Source organism: Polyangium sp. 6x1, from assembly GCF_029946515.1.
Lineage (GTDB): Bacteria > Myxococcota_A > Polyangia > Polyangiales > Polyangiaceae > Polyangium.
The window spans coordinates 68,135-92,838 of the sequence record NZ_JARZHH010000027.1 but is presented as its reverse complement, the minus strand read 5'-3'; the positions used below and the strand labels follow the sequence as shown (position 1 = coordinate 92,838).

20 protein-coding genes are annotated in these 24,704 nt (G+C 68.7%); 7 read left to right on the top strand and 13 right to left on the bottom strand.

What is annotated here, in order from left to right:
* Nucleotides 1–70 precede the first annotated feature (70 nt).
* Nucleotides 71–703, top strand: coding sequence for a hypothetical protein (locus QHF85_RS24695; RefSeq protein ID WP_281329753.1), 633 nt, complete (start codon nucleotides 71–73; stop codon nucleotides 701–703).
* Here QHF85_RS24695 and QHF85_RS24690 read toward each other — a convergent pair.
* The 7 genes from QHF85_RS24690 to QHF85_RS24660 form a co-directional block, all read right to left on the bottom strand.
* Nucleotides 700–1,686: a hypothetical protein gene (locus tag QHF85_RS24690; RefSeq protein ID WP_281329752.1), complete on the bottom strand. Its 987-nt coding sequence runs from the start codon at nucleotides 1,684–1,686 to the stop codon at nucleotides 700–702. The genes QHF85_RS24695 and QHF85_RS24690 overlap by 4 nt on opposite strands.
* Nucleotides 1,683–1,970, bottom strand: coding sequence for a PqqD family protein (locus tag QHF85_RS24685; protein WP_281329751.1), 288 nt, complete (start codon nucleotides 1,968–1,970; stop codon nucleotides 1,683–1,685). The genes QHF85_RS24690 and QHF85_RS24685 overlap by 4 nt, the downstream gene beginning before the upstream one ends.
* Nucleotides 1,967–2,380: a lasso peptide biosynthesis B2 protein gene (locus tag QHF85_RS24680; protein ID WP_281329750.1), complete on the bottom strand. Its 414-nt coding sequence runs from the start codon at nucleotides 2,378–2,380 to the stop codon at nucleotides 1,967–1,969. The genes QHF85_RS24685 and QHF85_RS24680 overlap by 4 nt, the downstream gene beginning before the upstream one ends.
* 20 nt (nucleotides 2,381–2,400) lie before the next feature.
* Entirely contained in the window at nucleotides 2,401–3,456 is a 1,056-nt protein-coding gene (locus QHF85_RS24675; RefSeq protein ID WP_281329749.1) for a radical SAM protein, read from the bottom strand.
* A gap of 2 nt (nucleotides 3,457–3,458) precedes the next feature.
* Nucleotides 3,459–3,644, bottom strand: coding sequence for a hypothetical protein (locus QHF85_RS24670; RefSeq protein ID WP_281329748.1), 186 nt, complete (start codon nucleotides 3,642–3,644; stop codon nucleotides 3,459–3,461).
* A gap of 125 nt (nucleotides 3,645–3,769) precedes the next feature.
* Nucleotides 3,770–4,624 carry a class I SAM-dependent methyltransferase gene (locus QHF85_RS24665; protein WP_281329747.1) on the bottom strand — a complete coding sequence of 285 codons (855 nt, stop codon included), beginning with the start codon at nucleotides 4,622–4,624 and terminating at the stop codon, nucleotides 3,770–3,772.
* 971 nt (nucleotides 4,625–5,595) lie between these two features.
* Entirely contained in the window at nucleotides 5,596–5,907 is a 312-nt protein-coding gene (locus QHF85_RS24660) for a hypothetical protein (RefSeq protein WP_281329746.1), read from the bottom strand.
* Between the two features lie 259 nt (nucleotides 5,908–6,166).
* Here QHF85_RS24660 and QHF85_RS24655 point away from each other — a divergent pair, with 259 nt between their 5' ends.
* The 3 genes from QHF85_RS24655 (at nucleotide 6,167) to QHF85_RS24645 (ending at nucleotide 9,076) form a co-directional block, all read left to right on the top strand.
* A complete protein-coding gene (locus tag QHF85_RS24655) occupies nucleotides 6,167–7,357 on the top strand; it encodes an IS1 family transposase (RefSeq protein WP_348652759.1) in 1,191 nt (396 codons plus the stop codon).
* A gap of 247 nt (nucleotides 7,358–7,604) precedes the next feature.
* Entirely contained in the window at nucleotides 7,605–8,039 is a 435-nt protein-coding gene (locus QHF85_RS24650; RefSeq protein ID WP_281329745.1) for a hypothetical protein, read from the top strand.
* Nucleotides 8,036–9,076: a hypothetical protein gene (locus tag QHF85_RS24645; protein ID WP_281329744.1), complete on the top strand. Its 1,041-nt coding sequence runs from the start codon at nucleotides 8,036–8,038 to the stop codon at nucleotides 9,074–9,076. Before QHF85_RS24650 ends, QHF85_RS24645 begins: the two co-directional genes overlap by 4 nt.
* 85 nt (nucleotides 9,077–9,161) lie before the next feature.
* Here the strand turns inward: QHF85_RS24645 and QHF85_RS24640 are convergent, their stop codons facing one another.
* From QHF85_RS24640 to QHF85_RS24625, 4 genes are all read right to left on the bottom strand, one after another.
* A complete protein-coding gene (locus QHF85_RS24640; RefSeq protein WP_281329743.1) occupies nucleotides 9,162–9,758 on the bottom strand; it encodes a sigma factor in 597 nt (198 codons plus the stop codon).
* The gene (locus QHF85_RS24635; protein WP_281329742.1) at nucleotides 9,755–10,018 is read right to left on the bottom strand and encodes a hypothetical protein; all 264 of its coding nucleotides are present in this window, start codon (nucleotides 10,016–10,018) and stop codon (nucleotides 9,755–9,757) included. Before QHF85_RS24635 ends, QHF85_RS24640 begins: the two co-directional genes overlap by 4 nt.
* Complete coding sequence (locus QHF85_RS24630; protein WP_281329741.1) at nucleotides 10,015–10,344, bottom strand: hypothetical protein; 330 nt, start codon at nucleotides 10,342–10,344, stop codon at nucleotides 10,015–10,017. The genes QHF85_RS24635 and QHF85_RS24630 overlap by 4 nt, the downstream gene beginning before the upstream one ends.
* Before the next feature lie 587 nt (nucleotides 10,345–10,931).
* On the bottom strand, nucleotides 10,932–16,880 hold the full coding sequence (locus QHF85_RS24625) for an AAA family ATPase (protein ID WP_281329740.1): 5,949 nt from the start codon (nucleotides 16,878–16,880) through the stop codon (nucleotides 10,932–10,934).
* 382 nt (nucleotides 16,881–17,262) lie between these two features.
* Here QHF85_RS24625 and QHF85_RS24620 point away from each other — a divergent pair, with 382 nt between their 5' ends.
* Nucleotides 17,263–18,252 (top strand): response regulator, encoded by a 990-nt coding sequence (locus QHF85_RS24620; RefSeq protein WP_281329739.1) that lies wholly within the window; start codon nucleotides 17,263–17,265, stop codon nucleotides 18,250–18,252.
* A 54-nt stretch (nucleotides 18,253–18,306) separates the two neighbouring features.
* Here the strand turns inward: QHF85_RS24620 and QHF85_RS24615 are convergent, their stop codons facing one another.
* Nucleotides 18,307–19,218 carry a nucleotidyltransferase family protein gene (locus QHF85_RS24615; RefSeq protein WP_281329738.1) on the bottom strand — a complete coding sequence of 304 codons (912 nt, stop codon included), beginning with the start codon at nucleotides 19,216–19,218 and terminating at the stop codon, nucleotides 18,307–18,309.
* Nucleotides 19,215–20,876, bottom strand: coding sequence for an ABC transporter ATP-binding protein (locus QHF85_RS24610; protein WP_281329737.1), 1,662 nt, complete (start codon nucleotides 20,874–20,876; stop codon nucleotides 19,215–19,217). Before QHF85_RS24610 ends, QHF85_RS24615 begins: the two co-directional genes overlap by 4 nt.
* Before the next feature lie 103 nt (nucleotides 20,877–20,979).
* Between QHF85_RS24610 and QHF85_RS24605 the strand changes: the two genes are divergently transcribed.
* Together QHF85_RS24605 and QHF85_RS24600 are read left to right on the top strand one after the other, a co-directional pair.
* Nucleotides 20,980–22,953, top strand: coding sequence for a MopE-related protein (locus QHF85_RS24605; RefSeq protein ID WP_281329736.1), 1,974 nt, complete (start codon nucleotides 20,980–20,982; stop codon nucleotides 22,951–22,953).
* A gap of 9 nt (nucleotides 22,954–22,962) precedes the next feature.
* Nucleotides 22,963–24,660 (top strand): ABC transporter substrate-binding protein, encoded by a 1,698-nt coding sequence (locus QHF85_RS24600; RefSeq protein WP_281329735.1) that lies wholly within the window; start codon nucleotides 22,963–22,965, stop codon nucleotides 24,658–24,660.
* Nucleotides 24,661–24,704: the final 44 nt, after the last annotated feature.

Sequence of the window (24,704 nt, the reverse complement as noted above, 5' to 3'; positions counted from 1 at the left end):
AGACGAACCCCCGGTGGGCGTGCGCCTCCGTCCCCTCGCTCACCCCATCCGTCCGGGCTAGGATGCCGCCATGCAACGGACGATGCTTGGTTTCCTGGGGATCGCGGCGCTCGCGTTCGCGGGGCTCGGGGCTTGCGGCGGCAAGGTGGTGATCGACGCGGACGGCACGGGCGGTGCGGGCGCCGGAGGAAACGGCAGCGCCGGGACGAACACGACGAACACGACGAGCTCGAGCGCGACGGGCAACCCGCAGAGCCTTTGCGAGCAGGCGTGCGCGAACCTCGGCATGAGCCCGGACTGCGGGGGCTCGGACTGCCTCTCCAATTGCCAGGCAGAGTTCGAAAACGCTGGTGCGTGCTTGAACGAGGTCACGGCCGCGATCGAGTGCATCGCGAAGAACGCGGGCATGAACGGCGAGTGCTTCAGTTCGCTCTGCTTCCCGTTCATCCAGGCGCTCGAGGCGTGCAAGAATCAGGGCAGCGACTGCTCGGATGCGCTTTGCTCGCAGTCCTCGGACGGGTCGTGCTCGTGCGAAGGCCCGTGCAACGGCAGCGACGTCCGCACGGAGTGTTTCGCGCAGCCGGGCACCACGGCCGTCTGTGTTTGCTCCATCAACGGGATGCAGGTCGGCAAGTGCGAGAGCACCCTCGGTTCCTTCGCTTGTGGGATCGAGGAGGGCTGCTGCGCGCAGTTTTTCTTCTAGTAGTCGAGGCCGTCGATCCCGAACGGGAGGATCGAGGGGTCGTCGAGCAGATCACGGCCCATGCGCAGATCGTAGTGGCGCGCGCCGTTCGTGAGGCGCGTGAGCAGGGCGAGGTGCTCGGTTTTTCCGGGCACGTCGTCGATCACGAGGCCGCCGCTCGACGCGATCAGGTTGCCGAGGGCATCGGCCTTCGCGAGGGGGGCGAGTTGGGTCGGCTGATCAGGCTCGATGCACGGGTGAAGCACGAGGGTGGGCGCAAGGCAGGTGGGCCGGGCTTGGCCCGGGAAGGCGAGCTTCGGGTCGACGTCGCGTTTGTCGCCGTGGCCCTTCGTGGAGCCCGCGAAGGGCGCGAGGCGCGGGAAGGCCGATAGCGCGGCCGGGCCGACGTGAAAGGGGCGCGGGAGGGCGCAGAGGCGCGGCCGCCCGAGAGGGTCGTCTTCGAGGAGGAGCGCGTCGTCGCCGAGGAAGCCGTAACCGGCGGACGCGAGCGTGATCGTGGTGGTCGTTTTGCCCGCGCCCGCGCCGCCGACGACGAGGACGGTCTCACCATGCGTGCGGTGGACGAGGGCCGCGGCGTGGAGGTGGAAGAGCCCGACGAAGCGGAGGGCGAGCGAGAGCGCGATCTCGAGGGACGCGCGCGCCGAGCCGGGCACGAGCTCCTCGGAGGCGAGGCTGGCCTCGATACGCGCGCCGCCGGCGGGGACGAGGATGCGGCTCCGGCGATCCCAGAGCAGGAAGGCCTGCGGGGCGCCTTCGGGCTCGCGGTAGGCCTGCACGACTCCGTGGAAAAACGAGGGTCGGAAGCCCTCGGCGGCGGGATCCGCGAAGGAGGGTTCGGTCGCGCGGCGGAGGACGATCTCGATGATGCCACGGCCGTCCGCTTGGCCGATGCCCTCGTCGAGGCCGAGCTCGTGGACGAGATCGGGCGCGCCGTCCTCGGTTGTCCAGGCGAGCGTCACGCCGTGCAGCGCCGCGGTTTTCACCGGGCGTCCGCTGGGAGCACGAGGCCGTCGTCGAGCATCTCGCGCAGCACGCTGTCGACGTCACGCGCGGCGGCGTCGCGATCGACGCGGAAGAGCGAGGTGATCCGCTCGGCGATCGCGCCCCGGCCGGCGAGGGGCTCGGCGAGGGATTTCCACACGATCACGGCGGCCGCGTTCAGCGTGAAATAGAACTTCGTGTCGAGGTGCAGCAGGACGCCGGTGCCGTCGTCGAGCTCGGTGAACAGCACCTGGGGGTTTGGCCTGGGCAGGCGCGGCTCGGTCACGCGGCGGGCTCCTTGGGTTTAGGGTAGGCGTACGTCACGACGAGGTCGGGGGAAAGCTCTTCGCCGTACGGCGCGCCGTCGAGCTCGACCCACGCGTGCCCTTCGATCGCATCGGGCCGCGAGAGGCCCATGACGAAGCGCGCCGCGTGCCCCGCGCGGCGGAGCAGCGAGAAGCGCGCGAGCGAGCGGTAAAGGCACGTGTCGGGGACGAACGGCAGGCGAAGGGTGATCGCGTCGGCGCGCGCGAGCGCCTCGTCGATGACGTCGAGCGGCGCGGGCTCGATCGCGCCGCGCGAGAGCGCGTCGAGCAGCGCGGGCAGGCTCGACCGCGCGACCCGCAAGGGCAGCGAGAGGCGCAACCCGAGCGCGGTCGCGGAGAGGTGGAGGCGCTTCGGCCAGGCGTTCGGCATCCCGCGCTCCCCCGAGGCGCCTAGCGCACGACGGGCAACGTGACCTTCTTCGCCCACGCGCCGCGCCACCGCTCCCGCTGCGCCGACGGGCCGTCCGCGCCGTCATTCGCCCAGTGGGGCTTATCGAAGTGCTTCATGCACCAGTTGCAGGGGAAGTGGTCCCACGTGTCGAGGGATCCTTCGGCCATGGCGGCGAGCTTCGCGGCCTGCGTCTCGTGGATGATCCCGAGCAGGCGGCCGTGGGCCTTTAGCAGGCTCGTCGTGGCGAGATCACCGGCGATGTCACGGGGCGGGCCCGCGCTCGGGACGCCGGCGTGCTGGCAGCAGAGGTTGAGCCGGCCCTCGACGTCGATGTGGAGCAGCTCGCTCTTCATCGGCTCGCAGACGTGGAACGGTTGTTCCCGGTAAAACCCCTCGGGCATCGTGACGGGCACGGTGAGCGCGGCGGCGAGGCGCTCGATGCGGTGCTGCGCGTTTTGCCAGGCCCGCGGCGGCAGGTAGAGCTCCTCGTCGTGGTGCGTGCCCGTCGCCTGGAGGATGGAGAACGAGGCGCGCGTCGCGCCGAGCTGCGCGGCCATGAGGCCGAAGGGCTCGATCTGGTGGACGTTACGCGCGTGGAGCACCATTTGGAGCACAAACGGAATGCCGTGCGCGGTGCAAAGGGTGACGGCCTTCATGACGTCGCGGAAGCTGCCCTTGCCGCGGATCCCGTCGTGCGTCTCCTCGTCGGCGCCGTCGAGGCTCAGGTTCACGGCCGTGAGGCGCTCGCGCCGCGCCGGATCGTCGCGCACGAGCGCGAGGAACTGCTCGAAGCGCCGGGCATTCGTGACGACGTGCCAGGTAAAGTCGTGCTCCACGATCGCGTCGAGCACGCCCTCGATCTCGGGGTGGAGCGTGGGCTCGCCGCCCGTGAGCGCGACCTGACGCGTGTGGTAGAGGCGCTTCGACTCGGCGAGGACCTTGTGGACGATGTCGAGCGAGAGATCCTTCGGCTTCCGTCCGGGATCACGCAGGCAGTGCTGGCAGTCGAGCTGGCAGCGATCCGTCAGGTGCAGGGCGATCCACGTGACGGCCATGCCTAGCCCATGAACGTGGTGCCCGTCATGGCCGGGCCCATGGGCGTGAAGAGCGTCGCGCGGGCGACGGAGCGCTTCTTCGTGAGGCGCGGCGGCTCGTAGGGCTTGCGGGTGTCCTCGGCCTCTTCGCCCTCCACGCGGGGGAGGGAGCCTTCGAGCTCGGCGCTTCTGTCTTCGATCTCGGCCATGCGCGTCGTTCTCCTTCTGCCGCCGCCGAAAGGCGCACCTCGATGACGCTCGGTCAGCGTACCACCGGGGTGCGGAGGCCACAACGACGGCCGCCGGACTTCGTTGCGCGCGCGCGGCGCGCCATTCAGGTCGCGCCCGCGAGCGGGGCGAGCAGCGCGTGCGGGTAGGGGCCCTCCTCGAAGAGCGCGACCTCGTAGCCGGCCTCGAAGGCCGCGCGCGGGATCTCGTCGGGCGAGAGGTACGAGAAGAATCCGCCATCCGGGAAGAACTGGTCCCCCGGCTCGCTGCGGCCCGAAGCGCCCATCGTGGTGAAGGCGCGGCGAAGCGCGTCGCGCAGGCGTCCCTTGGTCTCGGTCTTCGCCTCGGTGTCGTGTCGCAACTGGAAGCTCGTGAGCACGACAGCGCGCGGCGCGAGCGCACGGACGGCGCGAAGCAGGCCGAGCCGCGCGGAGGCAGGCAGGACGTGCGAGAGGCTGCCCCAGCCAAGGATCACGGCGTCGAAGGAGGGCGGATCGCCGAGCGAGGCGAGCGGTCCGCCGCGGCCCTCGGAGGCCACGACGAGGTCATCGTACGAGCCGAGGAGGATGTCCGCCCGGCGGCCCTGCACGAGCGCGCGAGCGCCCTCGACGAAGTCCACGCAAGGGTCGAAGGCGGTCACGGAGAAGCCACGATCGAGCAGCGCAACGACCTCGCGCCCAGCGCCAGCCGCGCCAACGAGCACACGGCCACTGCGCGGGAAGACGGGCGCGTCGAGGGCACGCTTTTCCCAGGTGAAGAGGCCACTTTCGAAGCGGTGGCCGCCGGGGAGGTAGGTCCTCTGGCGCGCGTAGAGCGCGGCGGTGAGGGCAGCGCGATCGGCCTCGGGGATCCAGGCGAGGAGCAGCTCGTCACGCAGGCCTTCGCGCGCGGTGGCGATGCGGTGCGCGAGCCTGTCCGCCGCGAGCAGGGCGCGGACCCAGGGAGGGATCCTGTACGTCACGGCGCGCATCCTAGCCTTGGGCGAAGCGCACGCGTCAAACGACGTCATGGGTCTCATCTCGAAGGCGCCGCGCTGGGGCGTTGCCCCAGGCCCCACCAGGAGCTGTCCGCTCCTGGACCTGGACCAGCGCAAGCGCTGGACTCGGGGTCGATGAACTGCGCGATGCGCAGTTCATCGAACGAGTCTCGCTTGCCGCTTCCGCTCCAGCTCCTCTCGGCGTGTCGCGCGACGCGCCTTGCACGCGCGCAAAGGGTCCGAGGGCAGTCGCTCGGTGAGTGTTGCACACGTGCAAGGCACCCCAAACGATTGGCACAGCGTGCCTTGCACGTGTTCAAGGGACGTCGAGCACACGGCGCGGGAGCGCTTGCACGTGTCCAAGCGTCGCCTTGCCGTGTTCCTGCCCACCCTTGCATCGACGCAAGCGCGCCGATCCCATCGTCACAGCCGCGCTTGCACCGGTGCATCCCACGCCGCGAACGTGTCCTCGGCACCGTCGCGCCGATGCAAGGACGACCGCGCAGGCGGCACGGCGCTCGCCACGTCACGGCACGGAGCACGGGGGCTCCTCGAGGAGGCGCCGCGCCGGGGCGCCGCCCCGGGCCCCGCGGGGGCTGTTCGCCCCTCGACCCGAACCAGGGCCAGCCCTGGACCTCTGGGCATCGACTGCGCGAAGCGCAGTCGATGCGGGGAAAGTTTTTTAAGCTGTCCGCCCCCCTCGTTGCAGGGCCAGCCCTGGACCTTTCGTGGAAGAACTGCGCGATGCGCAGTTCTTCCAACAGGCCGGTGCCAGCGAAACCGTCAGCGCTGCTGTCTCGGTTGGCAGGGTCGCCCGCTGGTCTTGACCCGGCTGTTCGATGAACTGCGCATCGCGCAGTTCATCGACCTTCAGTCCGGTACCGATCAAACTTGATCAGCCGGTTCGGCGCGACGAACGCAAGGCATCCCGGCTGACGAGGGCGCCGAGGAGCATCCTACACCCCGCCGGGAACATCCACCTTCCTGGTCGTCGCACCAGCGAGGTACTGGCCGCACGTACCACAGGTCGACCCAACTTGGTTTCCCGGCTCAGAGGCGTGGACGTTCATGTGTCCACACGAACCCTCGACCACCCAGACGCTTCGCTGCCCCGACGGCAGGCGACCATGCAAGGCGTTTGCGAGGCCATCACGGGCCCGTTGGGCCAGCGCCCGCGCGACCTCGGGGTCGATCGCCATAAGCGCCTCATCCAATCGATGGATCGCGTCGAGCAACGGCACGAAGTGAACGTGTACCTTGTCGTTCATGGGCAGCGGTGTACCCCATCGAAGGCGTGCGGTCGAACGGGCGCGTTCCCCTCCTGAACGCGTGGCGCGGACGGGGCTTGTCCGCCCTCGCGTTGGCACGGTTGACCCGCGGATCCGCCCTCCGATCTCCGCGGGCAAACGGCCCTGCCTAAGACAATTAATGTCTTATCCCATTGCCGAATAACCACGAAACCGCGGCGAATCGTGATAGATTCATCCTATCGAGTGAGCCGCTGAAACGGTCGAGACGACGACGCGCATGGGGCGCGACGCGGCGCCCGTGGCGGCCCTTGCTGGGGCTTTCGTCGTGGCCAACGTCCTGCCGCTGGACAAGCGCGTGAACGTCGTTCGGCACCTCGTAGAGGGTGCCAGCGTGCGCTCGACGTCGCGGCTCACGGACGTCTCGCTCCCGACGGTCCTCTCCACGCTCGTCCGCGTCGGGACGGGGTGCGACTACCTGCACAACCTGCTCGTTCGGGATCTCGACATCCGCGAGATCGAACTGGACGAGATCTGGTCCTACGTTGCGAAGAAGCAGGCGCGCGTGACCGCGGAGGATCCCGCGGAGTTCGGCGACGCGTACGCCTACCTCGCCATGTCGCGCACGAAGAAGCTCATGATCGCCTACCGCGTGGGGAAGCGCGACGAAGCGAACACGCGGGCGTTCGTCGCGGATCTGCGGGCCCGGCTCGTGACGATCCCCGAGATCTCCACGGACGGCTGGCAGAACTACCCCGTCGCCGTCGGGCAGAGCTTCGGCGGCGCGGTCGACCACGCCGTCATCCAGAAGGACTACTCGAAGAAGGGGCGCGCGGACGGGCAGCGGCATGACCACCGCTACGAGCCCCCGCGCGACCCCTTCATCACGAAGAAGACCGCGCACGGCGCGCCGAACCTGGATCGGGCCTCTACCTCGCACGTCGAACGCGCGAACCTCACGGTCCGGATGCACGTCCGCCGCTTCACGCGCCTCTGCAACGGCTTCTCGAAGAAGATCGAGAATCACCGCGCCGCCGTGAGCCTGCACGTCGCCTGGTACAACTTCTGCCGGGTCCACGAGTCCTTGCGCGTGACGCCGGCCATGGAGTCGGGCATCACCGATCACGTCTGGTCCGTGCAGGAGCTTGTCGAGCGCGCCCTTGCCGCGGAGCCATGCGCGCCACCGGAGCCGAAGAAGCTCGCGCCGCCCGCCCCGGCCCCCGGGGAGAAGCAGGGCGCCGCCCGCGAGCTGCCGAACGGCAAGGGGTGGCTCCGGGCCCTGCCCGGTGGGAAGGGGAAGCCGAGCGATGCCCCACGGGGGCCCACGCCCCCAGTGCCCCCAGTTGCAGCCGTGACGCCATCGGTCGTGCCCACGGCAGAAGGACCTTCGGGACCACAGCTCGACCTGTTTACGTGGACGCCGACGGCTCGACCGCCTGTACAGCTTCTACTCTTTCCTGATGTTCCATGAGGCGCCCTCAGTCGAAGGTCGAAGGATAACTCCAGCCAACACCACTCGGATGCCACACCCAAACCAGTGTGTTAAATTACGGATCCTACTCTAGGGAGGCAGCTGCATCCAGGAGTCGGCTGACTATCATGTGACAAAGACCACGTTCGATGAGCCGACAAGTCTGGTACACTTGGAAACCACGGAGAGGTTTCGGCTCTGCTCCTTACTTGATCTTCCGATCCAAGGTAGTAGAGAATGCCCGGCGATGCCGGAGTACAAATACGCTGAGCGATTCAAGAGCCTGCCTGAGTGTCCACCCCCTAACAACCCGGCAGGCGGAGTGGTCTACAGGCTCGTCCACAATCCAATCATCGAAGACGACTTTCTCCCGAACCCTGAGCGCGAGAAAAACAAAGGTAATCAACACGAACAGCCACCGTCGTGCACTGCGTGGGGCCTATCGTTATTTACCACGGCGGCCGCGCTTCAGAAGAAATTTGGTAAGCTGCTCGGCAAGTATCCGAACTTGGCCAATGACGTTGGCAATCATATCGCAGAAGGGACCCTTGTTGACTCGCACGGGGTGACTACGAAGCCCAACAAGGAACACCATTTAAATCTGTTTGAGTTTCAAGGCCCCAATCTAGCTCCTGTCTTTCGCCTAGTCGGACCGATTCAAGTGGTGGTGAGGGCACAATGAGGCTCAATGACATTGGCTTCGCGCTCGATGCATTGCCGGTCGAACTCACCCGGGCCCGCGTTGTTGAGTATTTCGACGGCGATAGGCTCGTTGAGTATAGGTCAGGCTCCAAGGATCCGTATTTCAAGATCTGGTCCGATACGGACGGCGAGGTAACTCGCTGGCTCGTCCTGCGCCTGACGGACAACGACGTTGCACGATTTTTGTACGGAGATCGATCGCTGCGCGATCTGCTTCTCGGCGCTCGCGATGGGCATGTCTACGTTGTAGACACGGCTGGCTCGGCCGTGCGGCGAGTTGCATTCCTGCGTGTGCGAGACATTCCAACGTCTCACTTGCCGACGTCAGATTCATACTATGACGAGACGCTCACGCCGGACTGCCAGAACGATGCTCCGCCAGAGCAGCTGATACTACTTGATGGCGACTGGAATGCCGAAGAGCTTGCCTTGTTTGAGCGTCGGTATACCCAAGTATATGCGACCAAGGCTCTATTTGCGCCAGGCATCGACCGAGAAATAGGCGGACTGCGGAACAAATTCGTCGACTATGTGTTCGCTGGCTCCGGATGGTCGCACGCGTCGGCACTCGACAAGATTGTCGCGTCACTACCACGTGGCGATAAGCCGCACTTTAAGGCTATACAGCTATCCTCGCCAGGCGTTGTTAGATATGGGGTCGACGGCGAATCGGCGGCAGGCGTCCGTCACCTACTTAGAGCATTCCGCGACGAGGCGGATGAGCTACAGAAGAAGTACAATACGCTCGACAAGCTACGCGTTGACATTAACCGCGAGGCTCGCGACATCGAGGAACGAAGCAATAGCAAGGAGGAAATGCTCCGCTTCCTGGCGCAGCCAAGCGAGGCTCTGAAGGAGGCCGCGACCTCTCTTGCAGAACGAATGGGGCTCGACCCAGTTCGGATCTGGTTTGTGGCCGGGACCGACGTGAACGCGGCAGAGCTCATCGCAAACTTCTATCGAAGAGCGTGGGAATTGCACAAGAACGAAATTGATGGCCACGCGATAGTAGTATAACTGCGCCCTGGAGGACGGTTTGGGCTTGTCGGTCTTGTGACAGTGGAATAGGGGAACAGAACCGGAGTAGGCGGCGCTCGTCTGTTCAGCGCTTGCGCTTCCGTTGCTTCTCCGTAGAACGTGGAGCCTGTTTCGGGGCGGGAGTCGCGCCGAGCTTCCGGAGGGCGGCGCGGAGCCGCTTCTCATGGGCGTAGAAGGTCGCCCGGGGTTGCCCCGCGGCCCGCGCGGCGTCCGCGCCGATGAGCCCGCGAGCAGCCAACTCCACGACGCGGGCGACGCTCGGACTCGACGCCATGACCCGCGCGAGCAGGTCCCGTGCCTCGATGCCGGGCATCGGGTCCGGCGACACGAGGATCGGGACGTCCCGAAGAGCGGACGCCGGAGCCTCGTGCAGCGTTGAGGCGCGTCGCGAGAGGTTCATGGCGTGGAACCACGCCGTTTGCCGCGCGAAGCCGTGGAGCGCCGCATCGGGCGGCGTTCTCTCCCCGCCGCGGACGCGCCCTTCGTTCACGGCTTCCCACGTTGTGATCGTCGTCTCCTGGACGACGTCGTCCACGTGCCGCCGTTCCACGCCGATCGCGCGGACGTAGCGGAGGAGCATCGGGCGCATGGCCTCGATGTCCTCCGCGTTCGCTTCGACGATCGGCGCGCCCCCACCGGGGGAGGCGCGGTACCGGATCACGGCCCGTCACCCCGGACGAGGGCATCCACGTCGACGCTGATTGCGCTCGCCACGCTCGCGGCGAAGTGCAGCGTGCAGTGGATCTCGGCGCGGAGGAACGCCTGCACGTACTTCGGCGCGTAGCCGAGCGCATCGGACGCCTCTTTCGCCGTCGCCCGGCAGAGGTAGGAGGCGAGCGCTTTCCGCACGCGAGCCGCCTGCTCCGCGGAGAGCACCGCGGGAAGGCTCTCGGGGGCTTGGTCGTGGTCGTGCTCCGTCACGAGGCGCCTCCCCCCTTCCGCTTCGGCGGCGTCACGAGGGCGAGCGCGGGGGCCTTGCGGGGCGGGGCCATGCCCGCGAGGGCATCGTCGAGCGAGAGCCCCAGGGCGCGCGCGATGCTCCGCGCAAGCGCGATGTTGCCCGGCTCCGTCCCATCGAAGAAGCCCACGACGACGGCGCGGCGGAAGCGCAGGAGGTGGGCGACCTTCGTCCACGTCCCGTGTTCGCGGTAGAGGTGGCGCAGCAAGGCGCGGAGGTTCGAGCGCTGGATCTCGATCAGGTCCGAGCCGCGGAGGGGCCGGACGCGGAAGCGGGACGCGGCCATCATGCGCCCCCCTTCCGCCCGCACGTCGGGCAGGCGTTAGCATCGCGGAGGCCGGGGCGGAGCAGCTCGTCGACCGTGAGACCGACGGCGCGGGCGACGCGGTACACGAGCGTCGGCGTCGCCCGGCTCGGTTGGCAGGCTGCCCCTACAAGGGTTTCCGAGGCGTATCCGGCGACGGCCCCGAAGCAGGACCAGGAACCGAACGCCCGGCGCAGGTTCCGCAGCACGGCGCGGATGCGCGCCTGCTCGGCGGGCGGGAAGTGGGCTCTACGGGTTCGCTTGGGCGGACGTCCGCCGTCTTGGCCCCCGGACGGGGACCGAACTAAGGTGAGCATGGGTTGCGACTCCGGTGAACGGGGTTGCGGCCAAGTCGCCCCGGGGGTTTGCAGACCCTTCGGGGCGGCGCCTTTTCCAGGCCCGCCGACCCTACGCTCCGAAATCGCTATTCGCTACGGCCGATCGCCAATCTTGATCAGCTACGGCCTAAGTTGATCAGTACCTTCAGTCCAGCGCGGGCGCTGGTCCGGGTCCAGGGGCGGACAGCCCCTGGTGGGGCCTGGGGCAACGCCCCAGCGAAACGCTTCCCATGGCTAGGCGCTCGCGTCGGCCACGGCCGTGCTTGCGGCGGACCCGTCGACGAACTCTTGCAGCTTTCGCATCTGGTACGTCCGCACGAGCCCCCGGAGCTGGTCGAGCCACGGGCCGAGGCGCGCGTCGTTTTGCTCCATTCGCGTCGCTTCTGCGATGACGTTCCGGACTCGCCCCGACGTCACCAGCCGTGAGAGGAGGGCAAGCTCCTCGGCGGAAGGCGGCACCACCGGACCACTCGCCCGCGCCGCCGGAGCCTTTTTCTCGGCGTGAATCCATTCCACGCCGAGGTAGCGCTGGAGCTTTTCGAAGAGCGCGCTCGCCTGCACGGGCTTGTGCAAGGAATCGTTCCAGAGGGTGCGGCTGCTCTCGTGCCGTTCGACGCCGGAGACATTCGCCGACGAGGCCAGGATCACGACGTCGCCGATCTCGGGCATCTGCCGCAGGCGGCGCGTGGCTTCATGGCCGTCCATGCCCGGCATGGCCAGGTCCATCAAGATGAGCTGCGGCCTCCGCTCCACGGCCAGACGGAGCGACGTCTCGCCGTCCTCGGCTTCGACGACGTCGAAGCCGATTGGGATCAGCAGATCGCTCACCAGGGCGCGGTTCTGCCGATTGTCGTCCACGACGAGGATCGTGCGGCGCTCGCCTCGATATCCGGTGATGGTATCCCACGCGATCGCCATGTCGGCGGCCGCGGACGTGGACGCCTCCGCGAGCGTGAGCGTCACCGTGAATGCGCTGCCTCGGCCGAGCTCACTCTCGACCTCGATCGTGCCGCCCATCTGGTCGACGATCTTCTTCGTGATGGCGAGGCCGAGCCCCGTGCCGGCGCCCTTCGCCTTGTGATCGCCGACCTGCTCGAAGGGATCGAAGATACGCGAGAGGTGCTCCGAGGCAATCCCGGGGCCCGTATCCTCCACCCGGAACCGCAACGAGATCCCCTCCGCGGGGCCGCGCGCGAGCTCGTCGATGACGAGGTTCACGCTTCCTCGCTCGGTGAATTTGATGGCGTTGCTCACGAGGTTCAGGAGCACCTGCGTCAGGCGTTTCTCGTCGCCGTGGACCGCGGACGTCGTGCCCGCGCGAATCGACTGGGTGAAGGCGATTCCTTTCTGGTCCGCGCGCACGCGACAGAGATCCACCACCGTGCGCACCGAGGCGCCGAGGTCGAACCTCTTCGGGACGAGCTCCATCTTGCCGGCCTCGATCTTTGCGAGGTCGAGCACGTCCTCCAGCAAGGAAAGCAGGTGCTCGCCCGATTTCTGGATCGTTTGCACCCCCTCACGGCTCTTCGGGGAGAGCTCGGTCGCGCGCGTGAGGACCTGGGCATACCCGAGGATGCCGTTGAGCGGCGTGCGCAACTCGTGGCTCATGCTCGAGAGGAAATCGCTCTTCGCGCGGTTCGCCCGATCGGCCGCCTCCTTGGCGATTCGAAGCTCGGCCGTGCGCTCCTTGATCTTGGCCTCGAGGTCCCGGTACAGCATGGCATTCTCGACGGCGATGGCCGCCTGCGAGGCCAGCACCGACAAGAACTCCACGCGCGCGGGAGGGAATGCCGACGGCACGTCGCGGTGCTCGAGGTACAGCACGCCGACGAGATGGCCTCTGTGCGTCAAAGGCAATGCCAAAAGCGCGAGCACCGCGCGCGACGCGAGATAAGGGTCGCTGGCGAAGCGCGCCTCGTTCCTGGCATCACCCGCCACCACGGGCTCGCCCGTGCGGGCCGCATATTGCACCACGGCCACGGGGATGTCGTGGTTTTGCCCGAGCGGCTCGGACAACCCCGTCTCGATACGAGCGCCCTCCACCGACAGCCGCGCCACGACGGAGAGCGCTTCCCCTTGGCTCAGCACGAGGGCGCCGCGCTGCGCCCCCGCATTCTCCAGGAGGAGCCCCATCAGCCGGCCCACCACGCGCTCCGGGTCGAGCTCGCTCGACAGCGCTTGCGCGGCGCGGACCGCGGTGTTCACGTCGAACATCGCGCCCCCGGAGGCCGTGGTCGTCGTCGCCGCCGTCATGCTCGCGCGCTCGACAGCGGACCCCTGCGCGGACGCCTTGAGCAAGGCGGGGTATTTCGCGCCGAGATGGGCGACGACGTTCACCGCGCCCCAGCGCGCATAAGCGTCGCGAGCCTCGCGCATGTACAGGGCACCGATGTGGCTCTTGCCCATTTGCAGCCGGAACTCGGCGGCGAGCAGGGTCGAGAGCGCCTCGATGTGCAGGAAGCGGTGCTCGCGCGCGAGCTCGATGGCCTCGTCGTATTTGACCATCGCCTCCTCGGTCTTGCCGAGGACGCGGGCGTATTCGGCCTCGGCGAGGCGCAGCTTGTGAAGGAAGTTCGTCTCGCAGCCTTCCGCGAGATAGCGCAGCCGCTCGAGTCCTTGCTCGATCTGCTCTCGCATCTGCGCCTGCTCCTCGGGGCCGGCGTCGTCGCGCCAGCATTTCGCCCCCGCGAGCACGAGGAAGAGCGGGATGTCCGTCACCGGCGGCATGCCGAGAATGTCGGCGCGAGACTGGTCTGCCTCCCGCGCCCGCGACAGCGCTTGCTCCCACCTGCCGGTGGCGCAGAACAGATAGGCTTCCAGGGTACGAGCGAGCCCTCCCGTGAACCCGTCGCCGTCGGTCAGGAGGGAGCGCGAACCTCGCGACAAGGGCTCGTCATGCAGGAGCTTCGAGGCGCATTCAGGCGCCATCAGCACCTCGCAATAAGAGGCGACCGTCTCGTAATGGTGCCTCCCCACGGCGTCCCCCGAGCGCTGCACGAGATCCCAGCGGGCCTTGACCTGCGCCTGGATCTCGCCGAGCGGCTGTCCACGCCAGACGCGGTGATAGAAGATCTCGGCCAAGAGGCCCCAGCTCGTGCCCGTGAACGAGCCGATCTTCAAGCCGGTCGTGATGGCCTGCTCGTAGAGGGGAGCCGTCTCGTCGACGGGCCTCGAATAGACCATGTAGATGCCATGCAGCACCAGGCATTCGGGGAGCATCGCGGAGTTCACGCGCGTTGCGGCGCGCACCCCGGGCTCGACCCAGCGCAAGACGCGGCGATACATGCCCGTGGCCACCGACCACACATTGGCGAAGCTGCAGACCATGAGGGTCGCGGCCGGCGTGAGCGAGCCCCGTCGCACCGCCTCGGAGACCAGGCGAACGATGATGAGCGTATAAAGCATCGGCCGGCCGCCGTAGATCGAGCAGAGCTGCGCCTGCGTCATCAGGGCGTCGATGAGCCGGTGCTCCAAGGACCGCTCGGGCGGCATTCGATCGAAGGCACCGAGATCCTGCTCGAGCCATCGATCCAGCGCGGCAGACTCTTCGACGAGCGCCGGCTGACAAGCCGCGTCCGTGTCGGGGAAGGTGAAACCCCGCTCCGCGAGCGCCGCGAGGCCGAGCTCGATTCCCCGCGCATACTGGCCCGTCGCAAGGCAGCAGCGGACGCGGATCTCCTGCGCCGACAGCCAAGGCACCACCGGAAGAGGCCTCGCGAGCAAATCGAGCGCACGTGCTTCGACGTCGCCGAAATCGCGCAGCAGATACGCCGCCTCCAGGCGCTCCAGCGCAATCTCCACGGACAGCGTTTGCTCGTCCTGGGTGGCGCGGTCGCCGAGGAGCGCCTGCGCGCTCTCCAGGAGGCTGGCCATCAATCGGTAGGAGCTCGCGGCCTTGGCGACGCGCGCGGCCTCCAGGTTCACCCGCGCGACGTCATTGCGCTCCTCCACGGACGTGATTCGCGCCGCGCCCTGGTTCATGTGCCGCACGAGCTCCAGGAGTTGCTGTGGCGTGCCCCCTTCGGCTCGATACCGCGCCCAGAGCCGCCGGCCGATTTCGAGGTGCGCGAGGACGCGCTGCTCCGGCGAGATCCGCTCGTAGCTCGCCTGCTGCACGCGGTCGTGCAAGAACCGGTACGAAGCGTCCAGCGCTCCGTCGCCGACCGCCCCGAGCGCCTGCGCGGGGCGATACGCCCCATCGACCGGCACGACGAGCTCCTCCTGCAGCGCCGGCCACAACGCCCCCGTCACCTGGGCGCGCTCCCATCCGCTCAATCGCTCCAGATCCTGGAGATGGAACGTATGCCCTGCGCACGCCGCGAGCCCGAGGAGCTGCTGCGTCGCCTCCGGCATTTCGCGCACCTTGTCCGTCAGGAGCGACACCACGTTGTCGGTGACCTGCGCGCGCTCCAGGTCCGCTTGGTTCCAGCGCCATTCCCCGCTCTCCGGGTCCCTCACCACCTGCTTCTGCCGGTGCAGGGTGAGCAGCAATTGCTCCAAGAAGAATGGGTTTCCGCGCGTCTTTTGCCATTGCACGCGCGCCAGCGGCTCCACGCGACGCGGCTCGCTCTCGAGCGTGCGTGAAAGCCACTTTTGCACCTGCTCTTCCGACAGCGGTCCCACCGTCAGCCTCGACACCTTGGCTTCGCTCGCCTCGGTGGCCTCCACGAGTTTCCACAAGGGATGCTCGGGTGGTGTCTCGTTGTCACGGTAGGCCCCGATGACCAGCAGCGAGTTTCGCTCCACGTCCGTCAGCAGCGTCTGCAAAATGATCAGCGTGGCGCCGTCGGCCCATTGCATGTCGTCCAGGAACATGACGAGCGGTGGGTTTGGCGTCGTGACGGCTCGAACGAAGTTCAGCCACGTCAGCTTTTGTCGATTGAGCACCTGATCGCCCTCCACGGGCGGCACCGGCGGCAGCTTGCCCATGACGAGGTCGAGCTCGGGCACGACGTCCGCGATCAGCCGCGCGTTGTCCCCGACCTCGTCTCGGATCCGAGCGCGCCAGGTCTCGAGGACCGACTTCGGGCTCGACAGCCATTGCCGCATCAGCCCCCCGAAGGCCTGGGCGATCGCTGCGTACGGCGTCGACCGCGCGAGCTGGTCGTGTTTGCCAGCGATCAAGAGGCCGCGCCCGGCCTTCGCGATGTCGTGGTAGACCGTGCGCACCAGCGCCGTCTTGCCAATGCCCGAGGGCCCGCCGACGAGCAAGAGCTCCGCCGCGCCCCGCGCCGCGCGGGCAAACGATTCGCCGACCCGCTCGACGTCCTGCTCTCGCCCCACGAGCACCTGCGGCAACCGCAGCTTCCGGGAAAAATCCTTTTTCCCGAGCGCAAAGGGCTCCACCGTGCCGCGCTCCTGGAGCGCGCGGAGCGCCTCCTCCAGATCCTCGGCCACGCCTTTGGCGGTCTGGTATCGCCGGTCGGGATCCTTCGCCAGGAGCTTCGATACGATCGCCGCCACGGCGCTCGGCACCTCCGGCGCGACCTCATCGAGCGGAGGCGGGGTCTTGGCGAGGTGCGCGTGCACCAGCGAGAGCGGATCGCGGTCCGTGAAGGGCCGCCGCCCCGACAGCACCTCGAAGAGCGTCACGCCCAGCGAATAAAGATCCGTGCGCGTATCGAGCGCGCGCGCCGTGCGCCCCGTTTGCTCCGGCGAGATATAAGCAAGTGTCCCGTCCAGCGCTTCGGGAATGCTCGCCTCGGTCGCCTCCTGGGACAAGAGCGACGCGATGCCGAAATCGAGCAGGGTGATCTGCTCGCACGTGTCGTCCACGAGCACGTTTTGCGGCTTGACGTCCTTGTGCATCACGCCGGCGGCATGCACGCCTTCGAGCACCCGAGCGAGGCATCGCCCGAACCGCAGCCCGGCCGAAAGCGGCAAACGACCCTTCTTGGCGAGCACCTGATCGACCGATTGGAATCCAGGGTCTTCGAGCACCAGCGCCACCGTGCCGTCCCGCTGCTCGAACGCATGCACGCGCGCCACGCCGGGCACGGCGGCGAGCTGCCGGAGCACTTGATGCTCGTGGACCAATCGTCCCATGACGCGCGGGGTCGGCACCTCGGCGAGCGGGATCTTGATCGCCACCCTCGCGCCCGAGGCGAGATGCACCGCACGATGAACGCGTGTCTCGCTCCCTTCGTAAGCGAGGTCCCCCAATCCGTACGCCGACAGATCCATCCGCGAACCCCTCCCGTGCGTCCCGTCCAGGTGCACGATGTCCGAGCTTGCAACAGGTTAACCTCGGCGAGGTGATGCAGGTCAATGCAATTTTGAACGATGCCTCGCAGCCTTGCAACGTCGCGTACATCGTTCGTGCAATGGCCAACCGCGTGCCTCGTCGCAGATCATGGCTAGTGTTGCGCGAGACCGTGTGTGCACACCATCGAGGCACACGCCCGTCAAGCGTGTGTGGATAGAGTCACGCCCACGCCGCGGGTTTGCATTTTTGCATGCATCGCCGAGCCTGCATTTCCAGTGTTTCCTGAAGTGACGTCAATGGATTGGCGCTTTACTGTCGTGGCGCTTCTTGATAGGGTTCTCGCTCTCTATTTGGGAGCCGATGAACGCGCTGACGCAATACAATGGACTCGTGGTCGCGGTCGACGACAATCCCGTCAACCTCGATACGCTTCTCGAGGCATTGTCGGGCGAGCGTCTGGACCTCGCCGTCGCCACGGATGGCACCATGGCGATGGGCCTGATCGAGCGCGAGCAGCCGGATCTCGTTCTCCTCGACGTCATGTTGCCGGACATCGACGGCTTCGAGGTGTGCAGGCGGCTGAAGGCCAATCCACAAACCGCCGACACCCAGGTCGTCTTCATGACCTCCTTGAGCCATCGAGAGCACAGGCTGCAGGGGCTGCACGCGGGCGCCGTGGATTACATCAGCAAGCCCTTCGATTCCGAGGAGCTCCTGGCGCGCATACGCCCGCACATCGCCGTCCGGCGCATGACCCGGGCGCTGCAGGAAAGAAACACGATCCTGGAGGAGGAAATCCGCAAGCGCGCCGCCGTCGAGGCCGCGCGCGAGGCGCTCCTCGGCGAGCTCATGACCCGCTCCGACGAGCTGCGCGACGCCAAGGAGCGGCTCGAGCGCGAGCTCGTCGAGAAAAACCGCGCGAATGCGGAGAAGACCGCGCTCCACGAGCAGATCATCGCCGCGCAGCACAGCCGGCTCCTCGAGCTCTCCACGCCGCTCATTCCGATCACGGATCGCATCCTGGTCATGCCGCTCATCGGTACGATGGACGCCGACCGGGCCCAGCAAGCCATCGAGGCCATGCTCCAGGGGGCCAGCTGCCGATCCGCCGAGTTCGTCATTCTCGACATCACGGGCCTCAAACACGTGGACGCGGACGTCGCCGGCATGCTCGTCGCCGCGGCGAACGGCCTGCGGCTCCTGGGGACGCGCACGGTGATCACCGGGATCCGTTCGGAGGTGGCCCGGACGCTCGTCCACATCGACGCATCCCTGCAAGGTATCGTCACGAAGGCGACGCTCCAGGACGGCATCGCCGTCGCAATGCAGGCCGCCCGCCATCGAAGATAGGGCAGCTTCCGGATCGCGTGCCCCGCCGAGGACACGATCCGCTTGCCGCTGCCGTCACCGCATCGGGAGCCGATCCGCCACCCGCAGCGCCGCATACCGCGCGAGCCCTCGCGCCCACGCGCCGAGATCCTCGCGCAGCGGGGTTTGTCCGAGCACCCACCGCACGCCGAGCGCAGCCTCCGTGCGTGGCACCGGAAACCCGCCGACGTCGTAAAACGGCGCGAGCGCCGCGCGCCGGAGAGGCCCCGGATCAAAGGCTCGGACGAGCGCGGGATCGACGCTCGCGGCGCCGAGCGTTCGTAAGGTCGAGAGGACCACGAACATCACCGTCCCGAGCCGGAATTCCCGCGCCCTCTCGACGAGGATCTCCCTGTCGAGCCCTCCTCGCAGCAAGAGCTCCAGATCGATCCACGCAAGCTCGTGCCGGAACTCGTGCCCCGCGGCATGCAGCGCCACGAGCAGCGCATGATCCTCCGCCGATGGCACGAGCAACGCCGCAAGCCCCGGCGCGGGCTTCGCGCGTTCTTCCACCGCCTCCACGTCGATCGGCCGCGGCACGATCTTGTCGAGCGTCCCGTGCACCTCCACGAGCAGGCGCATCTCCCCGGCGCGCGCGACGAGCTGCGTCTCGCCGAGCATTCCACGACTCTTCGGGCGAAAGCGATTCTCGTGCACCGTGAGCCCCGCCGCCGCGAGCGCCTCGATCACCGCGCGCTCTCGGCGCGGCGGCACGAGCAGATCCACATCGGACATCGGCCGCGCCGCAGCCGAGGGGTACACCGTGAGCGCGAGCGCCGCGCCTTTCACGAGCATCGCGCGCTCCCCTCGCGCCACGAGCGCGCGCGAGATCTGCCCGAGCACGTGCGCCCGTAGCATGGCCTCGGCGTGCGCCTCGGGCGCCTTCGCGGGCATCACGGCGCGCGGATCACGCAGCAGATCGAGGAGCGGCATCGGGGGCGGCGTCATGCGGAGAGCCGAACGACGTGCTTGGCGAAGCCGAGCACGGCAGGATCGTGGACGGCGGCAATGACACGCCGGCGCTCGGCGAGGCGGCAAAGCAGGCTGGCGAGCTCGGCGACGCTCGCGGCGTCGAGGTGGGCCTCGGGTTCATCGAGCACCACGAGATCGGCCTCGCGCACGAGCGCCCGCGCGAGCATCACGCGCCGCGCCTGCCCGCGCGAGAGCGAGCCGAGGCGCACCGCGAGCGCCGCCGCATCGGAGCCGGCGCGGGCCCGGAGCGAGTCCCAGAGCCCCACCTCGTCGAGCGCAGAGGCGAGGCGCGCGTCGGGCGCGTCCGCGTCGAAGGCACGCAGGGACGCGGCGATCGTCGCGTCGGGCGGCGCGAACGGCTCTTGCGAGACGAACGCGATCCGAGCGCCGAACCGCGCGTTCCCCGGCGTCGGAGGCTCCTCACCGTCGACGAGGACACGCCCTTTGTCCGGACGAACCAACCCGAGCAGGAGGTAGAGCAGCGTAGTTTTTCCCGCTCCGTTCGGGCCGAGCACGGCGAGGCTCTCGCCGGCCGGCAGCACGAGCGAGACGTCCCGGAGCGCGAGCGTCTTCGACGCCCCGGAAGCACCTTCCCGCGGCGGGTACGCATATCCCACGCCGTCGAGCCTGATCTCGGCGCGAGGATCGACCCCACGAGCGGGCGCGTCCATCGGCGCGAGCAGATCCTCCGCCTCGCCCTTCGCGAGCATGTCCCCGAGCGACGCGAGCTCGCCCCGCGCATGAACGAAATTGCCGAGCCCCGCGATCGTCATCTGCAGCGTCGGGATCGCGGCGAGCACGAGGAGGAGCGACCGGTGCACGTCACGCCCTTCGCCGGCCTCGAACGCCTTCACGCCGAAGAGCTCCGCCGCGCCGAGCGCCGCCGCGATCGTCGCGAGCAGCGCGCCCCAGCCCGCGATCGCGCTCGTGGCGCGGGCACGAAGCTCCGCCGAGGACCACGCCGACACCTCGGCCCGGACCTCCGCGGCGAAGGCCCGCGCGCGCCCATGCGCGACGAGCTCGGCGGCGCCGGCGAACCCCGCGGACGCCCGCGCGAGAAGCACGCGCGACCGCTCGAACACCACGTCCCACGCGGCCTCCACGCGCGAGGCGCCGAGCATCGTGACGAGCCCGCCCGCGAGGCCCGCGGCGACGAGCGGCGCGAGCGCGGAGGCGCCGAGCGCCGAGACGAGCAGCGCGGTCACGACGGGCACGGCGATCGCGCCCGCGAGCAGGATCGCGACGCCCTCCACGGCCCAGCTCACGAGCACGGGCAGCGCCGTGGAGAGCCGCGCGGACGTCACCTCCGGCGGCGGCATCGCCACGACCGCGCCGCGCTCGAGGGGCGCGATGAAGAGGTCCACGAGGCGCAGGCGCACCTCGCGCGCGAGGGCGTCGGCGGCCCGCGCGCGGACGAAGCTCAGGGCGGACGCGGCGGCGAGCAGGACGAGCGCGTCGCGGGGCCCGCGATCGCCGAGCCAGAGGGCCGCGAGCGGCAGGGCCACGCGTTGCGCGCACGCGGAGGCCGCGACGACGACGAGGCTCGGCCCGGCCCCGCGCAGCAGCGCGCGCGCGGGGGCGAGGGAGGTTCGTGGAGAGATCGGGGCCTGCTCGGACACGTGCGTGGAGGACATTTGCGGGCGAGCTCGGCCATGAACTTCACCCGGGGGCGTCCCGGCTTGATAGCATCGGCGCGGCCGCCGCGGGGACGCGGCGAGCCTTCACGCGAGCACCCCGATGTCGACCTTCCCCACCGCTGCCCGCTCGTCTCGGTTTCGTGGCCACGCGCGAGCCCTGTCGCTCCTCTCGGCGCTCGCGTTCGCGGGCCTCTCCTTCGCGGCGTGCAGCCGCACCGGCATCGGCGCGCCCCCGGAGGAGTCCATCACGGGGCCGGGCGGCGCAGGCGGCGCAGGCGGTCAAGGCGGCGTGGGCGGCGCGACCTCGACCTCCACGAGCACGGGCGGCGGCGGTCAAGGCGGCGTCGGTGGCTCGCTCCCGTGCGTCGTGGGCCAAGATTGCGTCGACGCCGACCCCTGCACGACGGACGCCTGCGTCGACGGCGTCTGTCAAAACGGCCCGCGCGACGACGACGCGGACGGTTTTCCCCCGCTCGCGTGCGGCGGCGCGGACTGCAATGATTTGAACCCCAAGGTGTTTCCCGGCAGCCCCGAGATCTGCACCGACGCGGCCGACAACGACTGCAACGGCGTGGCCGACTGCGCCGATCCCGCCTGCCTGCTCGCGCCCACCTGCGGCTGCGTGCCCAAGCCGGGCGGCGAATCGTGCGCGAACGGCGAGGACGACGACTGCGACACCATCGTCGACTGCTTCGACACCGATTGCGTGGGCACGCCGGCCTGCGGCTGCAAGCCGAGCGAGGCGCTCGATTGCGACAACGGGTTCGACGACGACTGCGACGGCAGCATCGACTGCGACGATCCCGACTGCTTCGGCTCCACCTCTTGCTCGTGTCAGGCGCAGACCGAGCTCTGCAGCTCGGGGGCCGACGAGGACTGCGATCTGCTGGTCGATTGCGCCGATCCCGATTGCTTCGGCATCTTCCCGTGCGCCTGCCAGCCGCCGGGCACGCCCGAGGTCTGCACGGGCGGCGTCGACGAGGATTGCGACAAGCTCGTCGATTGCGCCGATCCGAGCTGCATCGTCTCGCCGGCCTGCCAGAACTGCACGGCCGAGATCTGCGACGACGGCAAGGACAACAACTGCGACAACAAGATCGACTGCGCCGATCCGGCCTGCTTCTTCTCGCCGAGCTGCGCGCCCAAGCCCGAGGTCTGCAACAACGGGCTCGACGACGACAACGACACGCTCGTCGACTGCCAGGATCCCGACTGCGCGAACAACCCGATCTGCATCCTCCAGCAGGCGAACTGCCTGTCGCCGAAGCTCATCCCCGGCACGGGCCAGTACACGGGCGACACCACGGGCAACGTGAGCGAGACGAAGGGCGTCTGCGGCGGCGACGCCGGCGAGGCGGTCTTCTATTTCGTGCTGAACCAGCCCTCGCGCGTCCACCTCGACTCCATCGGGACGAGCTTCGACTCGACGCTCTACGTGCGCACCGGCAAATGCAACTCCGGCAAGGAGATCGGCTGCGACGACGACAGCGCGGGCGTCACCTGGTCGGCGAAGCTCGATTTCACGCTGCTCTATCCGGGCACGTATTACGTCTTCCTCGACGGGTACACCGTCGATCCGCAGCAAGGCGCGAACGAGGGGCCGTTCGTGCTCAACGTCGAGATCGAGCCGAACCCGAAGGAGAAGTGCGACGACGGCAAGGACAACGACGGCGACATCTACGTCGACTGCGCCGATCCGGACTGCGCGAGCTTCGGCACGTGCGCGACCTGCCTGAACGGCGGTCCCGGCAAGCCCGAGCTCGGCACCGCGGCTTGCAAGAACGGCCTCGACGACGACTGCGACGGCGCCGCCGACTGCGCGGACGAGGACTGCAGCGCGAGCGATTATTACGTCACCGAGTGCTGCGACGGCCTCGACGAGAACGGCAACCAGATCCCGGACGATTTCAACTGCCGCTGCGCCTCGGACGCCGACTGCTCGGGCGGGCAGATCTGCTACACGCACACCGCCTACGCCTGCGGCATCCCCTGCACGCAGTACTTCGGCGACGTCTGCCCGTTCGTCGCGGCAGGATCGTATTGCAATCCCGCGACGAACCAATGCGAGTTCTGAGCCGGGCGGATGATCGAGCGCATCGTTTACGTGCCGATCGCTTGCAGCATGCCGCTCCTCCATGCGGCGGCGCGGGGCTTCTTCGAGCAGAAGGGGCTCTCGGTGGAGCTGCGCCGCGCCCCGAGCTGGGACGCCGTGCGGCGGCTGCTCACGCACGACAAGGTCGACGCGGCGCACGTCCTCGCGCCCCTCGCCCTCGCCACCGGCCTCGGGATCGACGGCCGCGCCGCTCCCATTCGCGCGCGCGCCCTCCAGAACCAGAACGGCAGCACGCTCCTCGTGGGCAAGGCCCACGGCCCGATCACCGCGCCGCACGACCTCGTCGGCAAGGTGATCGGCGTGCCGCACCGCTTCTCGATGCAGTATTACCTGCTCTGCGACTGGCTCGCGCGCGGAGGCGTGAATCCGCTCATGGACGTCACGATCCGCGAGGTCCCGCCCCCGCGCATGCCGCGCTGGCTTGCCCTCGGCCGCATCGACGGTGCGGTGGCCCCCGAGCCGTTCGCGCAGCTCATCGTCGATCGAGGCATCGGCGTGGCCTGCCTGCAGAGCCGTGAGGTTTGGCAGGGCCATCCTTGCTGCACACTCTCGTTCGGTCCGACGCTCTGGCGCGAGAGGCCCGAGCACGCACGCGCGCTGCTCGAAGCCGTCGTCGAGGCCCAGGCCGAGCTCGAGCGCATGGATCCGGAAGGCCGCCGCGCCGCCGCCGGCCTCGTCGTCGCCAAGGGATACCTGCCCGTGGAGGCCCGCTCCGCCCTCGAAAAAGCCCTCGCCGGCGAGCCCATGGGCCCGAGCGACACCCTCGGCCCCGATCGCCTCGGCTTCGCGCCCACGCCGTTCGTCGAATACGGCGTGTGGATCCTCGCGCAAATGCAGCGCTGGGGGCAGCTCGCGGGGGACGTCGAGCACCACGCCGCCGCGGGCGAGATCTTCGAGGCCGGGCCGGCGCGCGCGATCGCGGCGCGCCTCGGCATGAAGGACGCCGCCCCGCGCCTCGACGGCGTGCGCGGCTTCTCGTTCGACGATCCGCTCGGAGCCGTGCGCGCCGCGCCGTTCTGCGCGCATCGCGCCGAGCACCGGCCGCCGCCGACGTGCACCCTCTCCGCGCCTGCCCGTGACCGCATCCAGAGCATCCTCGAGAGACTCGCCGACATGGCGTGGGGCGCGCCCGATCTCGGGGTCTCGACCTTCGAGGACGACGAGCTCGGCGAGCTCGAGCGCGCGCTCGACGAGTCCCTCCGGGCCCGCGCGTTCGCCGAGGAGGCGCTCGTCGAGCACATGGAGCTCGAAGAGGCGCACGCGCGGCAAGACGCGCGGATCGAGGCGCAACGCGCGCTCATCCGCGAGCTCGGCGCGCCCCTCGCGCCCGTGCTCCCGGGCGTCTTGCTCCTGCCGCTCGTGGGTCGCATCGATCGGGAGCGCGCGGCGGACATCGAGGAGCGCGCGCTGCGCGCGGCCTGGGAAACGTCGGCGCGCCGCGTGATCGTGGACGTGACCGGCGCGCGCCGGATCGACGACGAAGCTCTCGGGCTGGTCTTGCGCCTCTCGCGCGCGCTCCGCCTGGTCGGCGCCGAGTGTCTGCTCGTCGGGGTCTCGCCGGAGGCCGCGCGGACGCTCGCGTCGAGCCCCGATCCGGCCGCCTTGCCGCGCTGCGTGCGTGATCTCTCGGCGGCCCTCGGGGCGCCGGAGCGCGTAAATCCCCGGTGATTTCGCGCAGGAACGAGCGCATCTCGTTCCGGAATTCCCCGATG

Excerpts from the sequence above, each read along its gene's own strand:
- QHF85_RS24600 (WP_281329735.1), top strand. The coding sequence starts at position 22,963 with ATGATCGAGCGCATCGTTTACGTGCCGATCGCTTGCAGCATGCCGCTC.
- QHF85_RS24625 (WP_281329740.1), bottom strand. The coding sequence starts at position 16,880 with ATGGATCTGTCGGCGTACGGATTGGGGGACCTCGCTTACGAAGGGAGC.
- QHF85_RS24645 (WP_281329744.1), top strand. The coding sequence starts at position 8,036 with ATGAGGCTCAATGACATTGGCTTCGCGCTCGATGCATTGCCGGTCGAA.
- QHF85_RS24655 (WP_348652759.1), top strand. The coding sequence starts at position 6,167 with ATGGGGCGCGACGCGGCGCCCGTGGCGGCCCTTGCTGGGGCTTTCGTC.
- QHF85_RS24695 (WP_281329753.1), top strand. The coding sequence starts at position 71 with ATGCAACGGACGATGCTTGGTTTCCTGGGGATCGCGGCGCTCGCGTTC.
- QHF85_RS24680 (WP_281329750.1), bottom strand. The coding sequence starts at position 2,380 with ATGCCGAACGCCTGGCCGAAGCGCCTCCACCTCTCCGCGACCGCGCTC.
- QHF85_RS24605 (WP_281329736.1), top strand. The coding sequence starts at position 20,980 with ATGTCGACCTTCCCCACCGCTGCCCGCTCGTCTCGGTTTCGTGGCCAC.
- QHF85_RS24670 (WP_281329748.1), bottom strand. The coding sequence starts at position 3,644 with ATGGCCGAGATCGAAGACAGAAGCGCCGAGCTCGAAGGCTCCCTCCCC.
- QHF85_RS24615 (WP_281329738.1), bottom strand. The coding sequence starts at position 19,218 with ATGACGCCGCCCCCGATGCCGCTCCTCGATCTGCTGCGTGATCCGCGC.
- QHF85_RS24630 (WP_281329741.1), bottom strand. The coding sequence starts at position 10,344 with ATGATGGCCGCGTCCCGCTTCCGCGTCCGGCCCCTCCGCGGCTCGGAC.
- QHF85_RS24660 (WP_281329746.1), bottom strand. The coding sequence starts at position 5,907 with ATGAACGACAAGGTACACGTTCACTTCGTGCCGTTGCTCGACGCGATC.
- QHF85_RS24620 (WP_281329739.1), top strand. The coding sequence starts at position 17,263 with ATGAACGCGCTGACGCAATACAATGGACTCGTGGTCGCGGTCGACGAC.
- QHF85_RS24650 (WP_281329745.1), top strand. The coding sequence starts at position 7,605 with ATGCCGGAGTACAAATACGCTGAGCGATTCAAGAGCCTGCCTGAGTGT.
- QHF85_RS24610 (WP_281329737.1), bottom strand. The coding sequence starts at position 20,876 with ATGTCCTCCACGCACGTGTCCGAGCAGGCCCCGATCTCTCCACGAACC.
- QHF85_RS24675 (WP_281329749.1), bottom strand. The coding sequence starts at position 3,456 with ATGGCCGTCACGTGGATCGCCCTGCACCTGACGGATCGCTGCCAGCTC.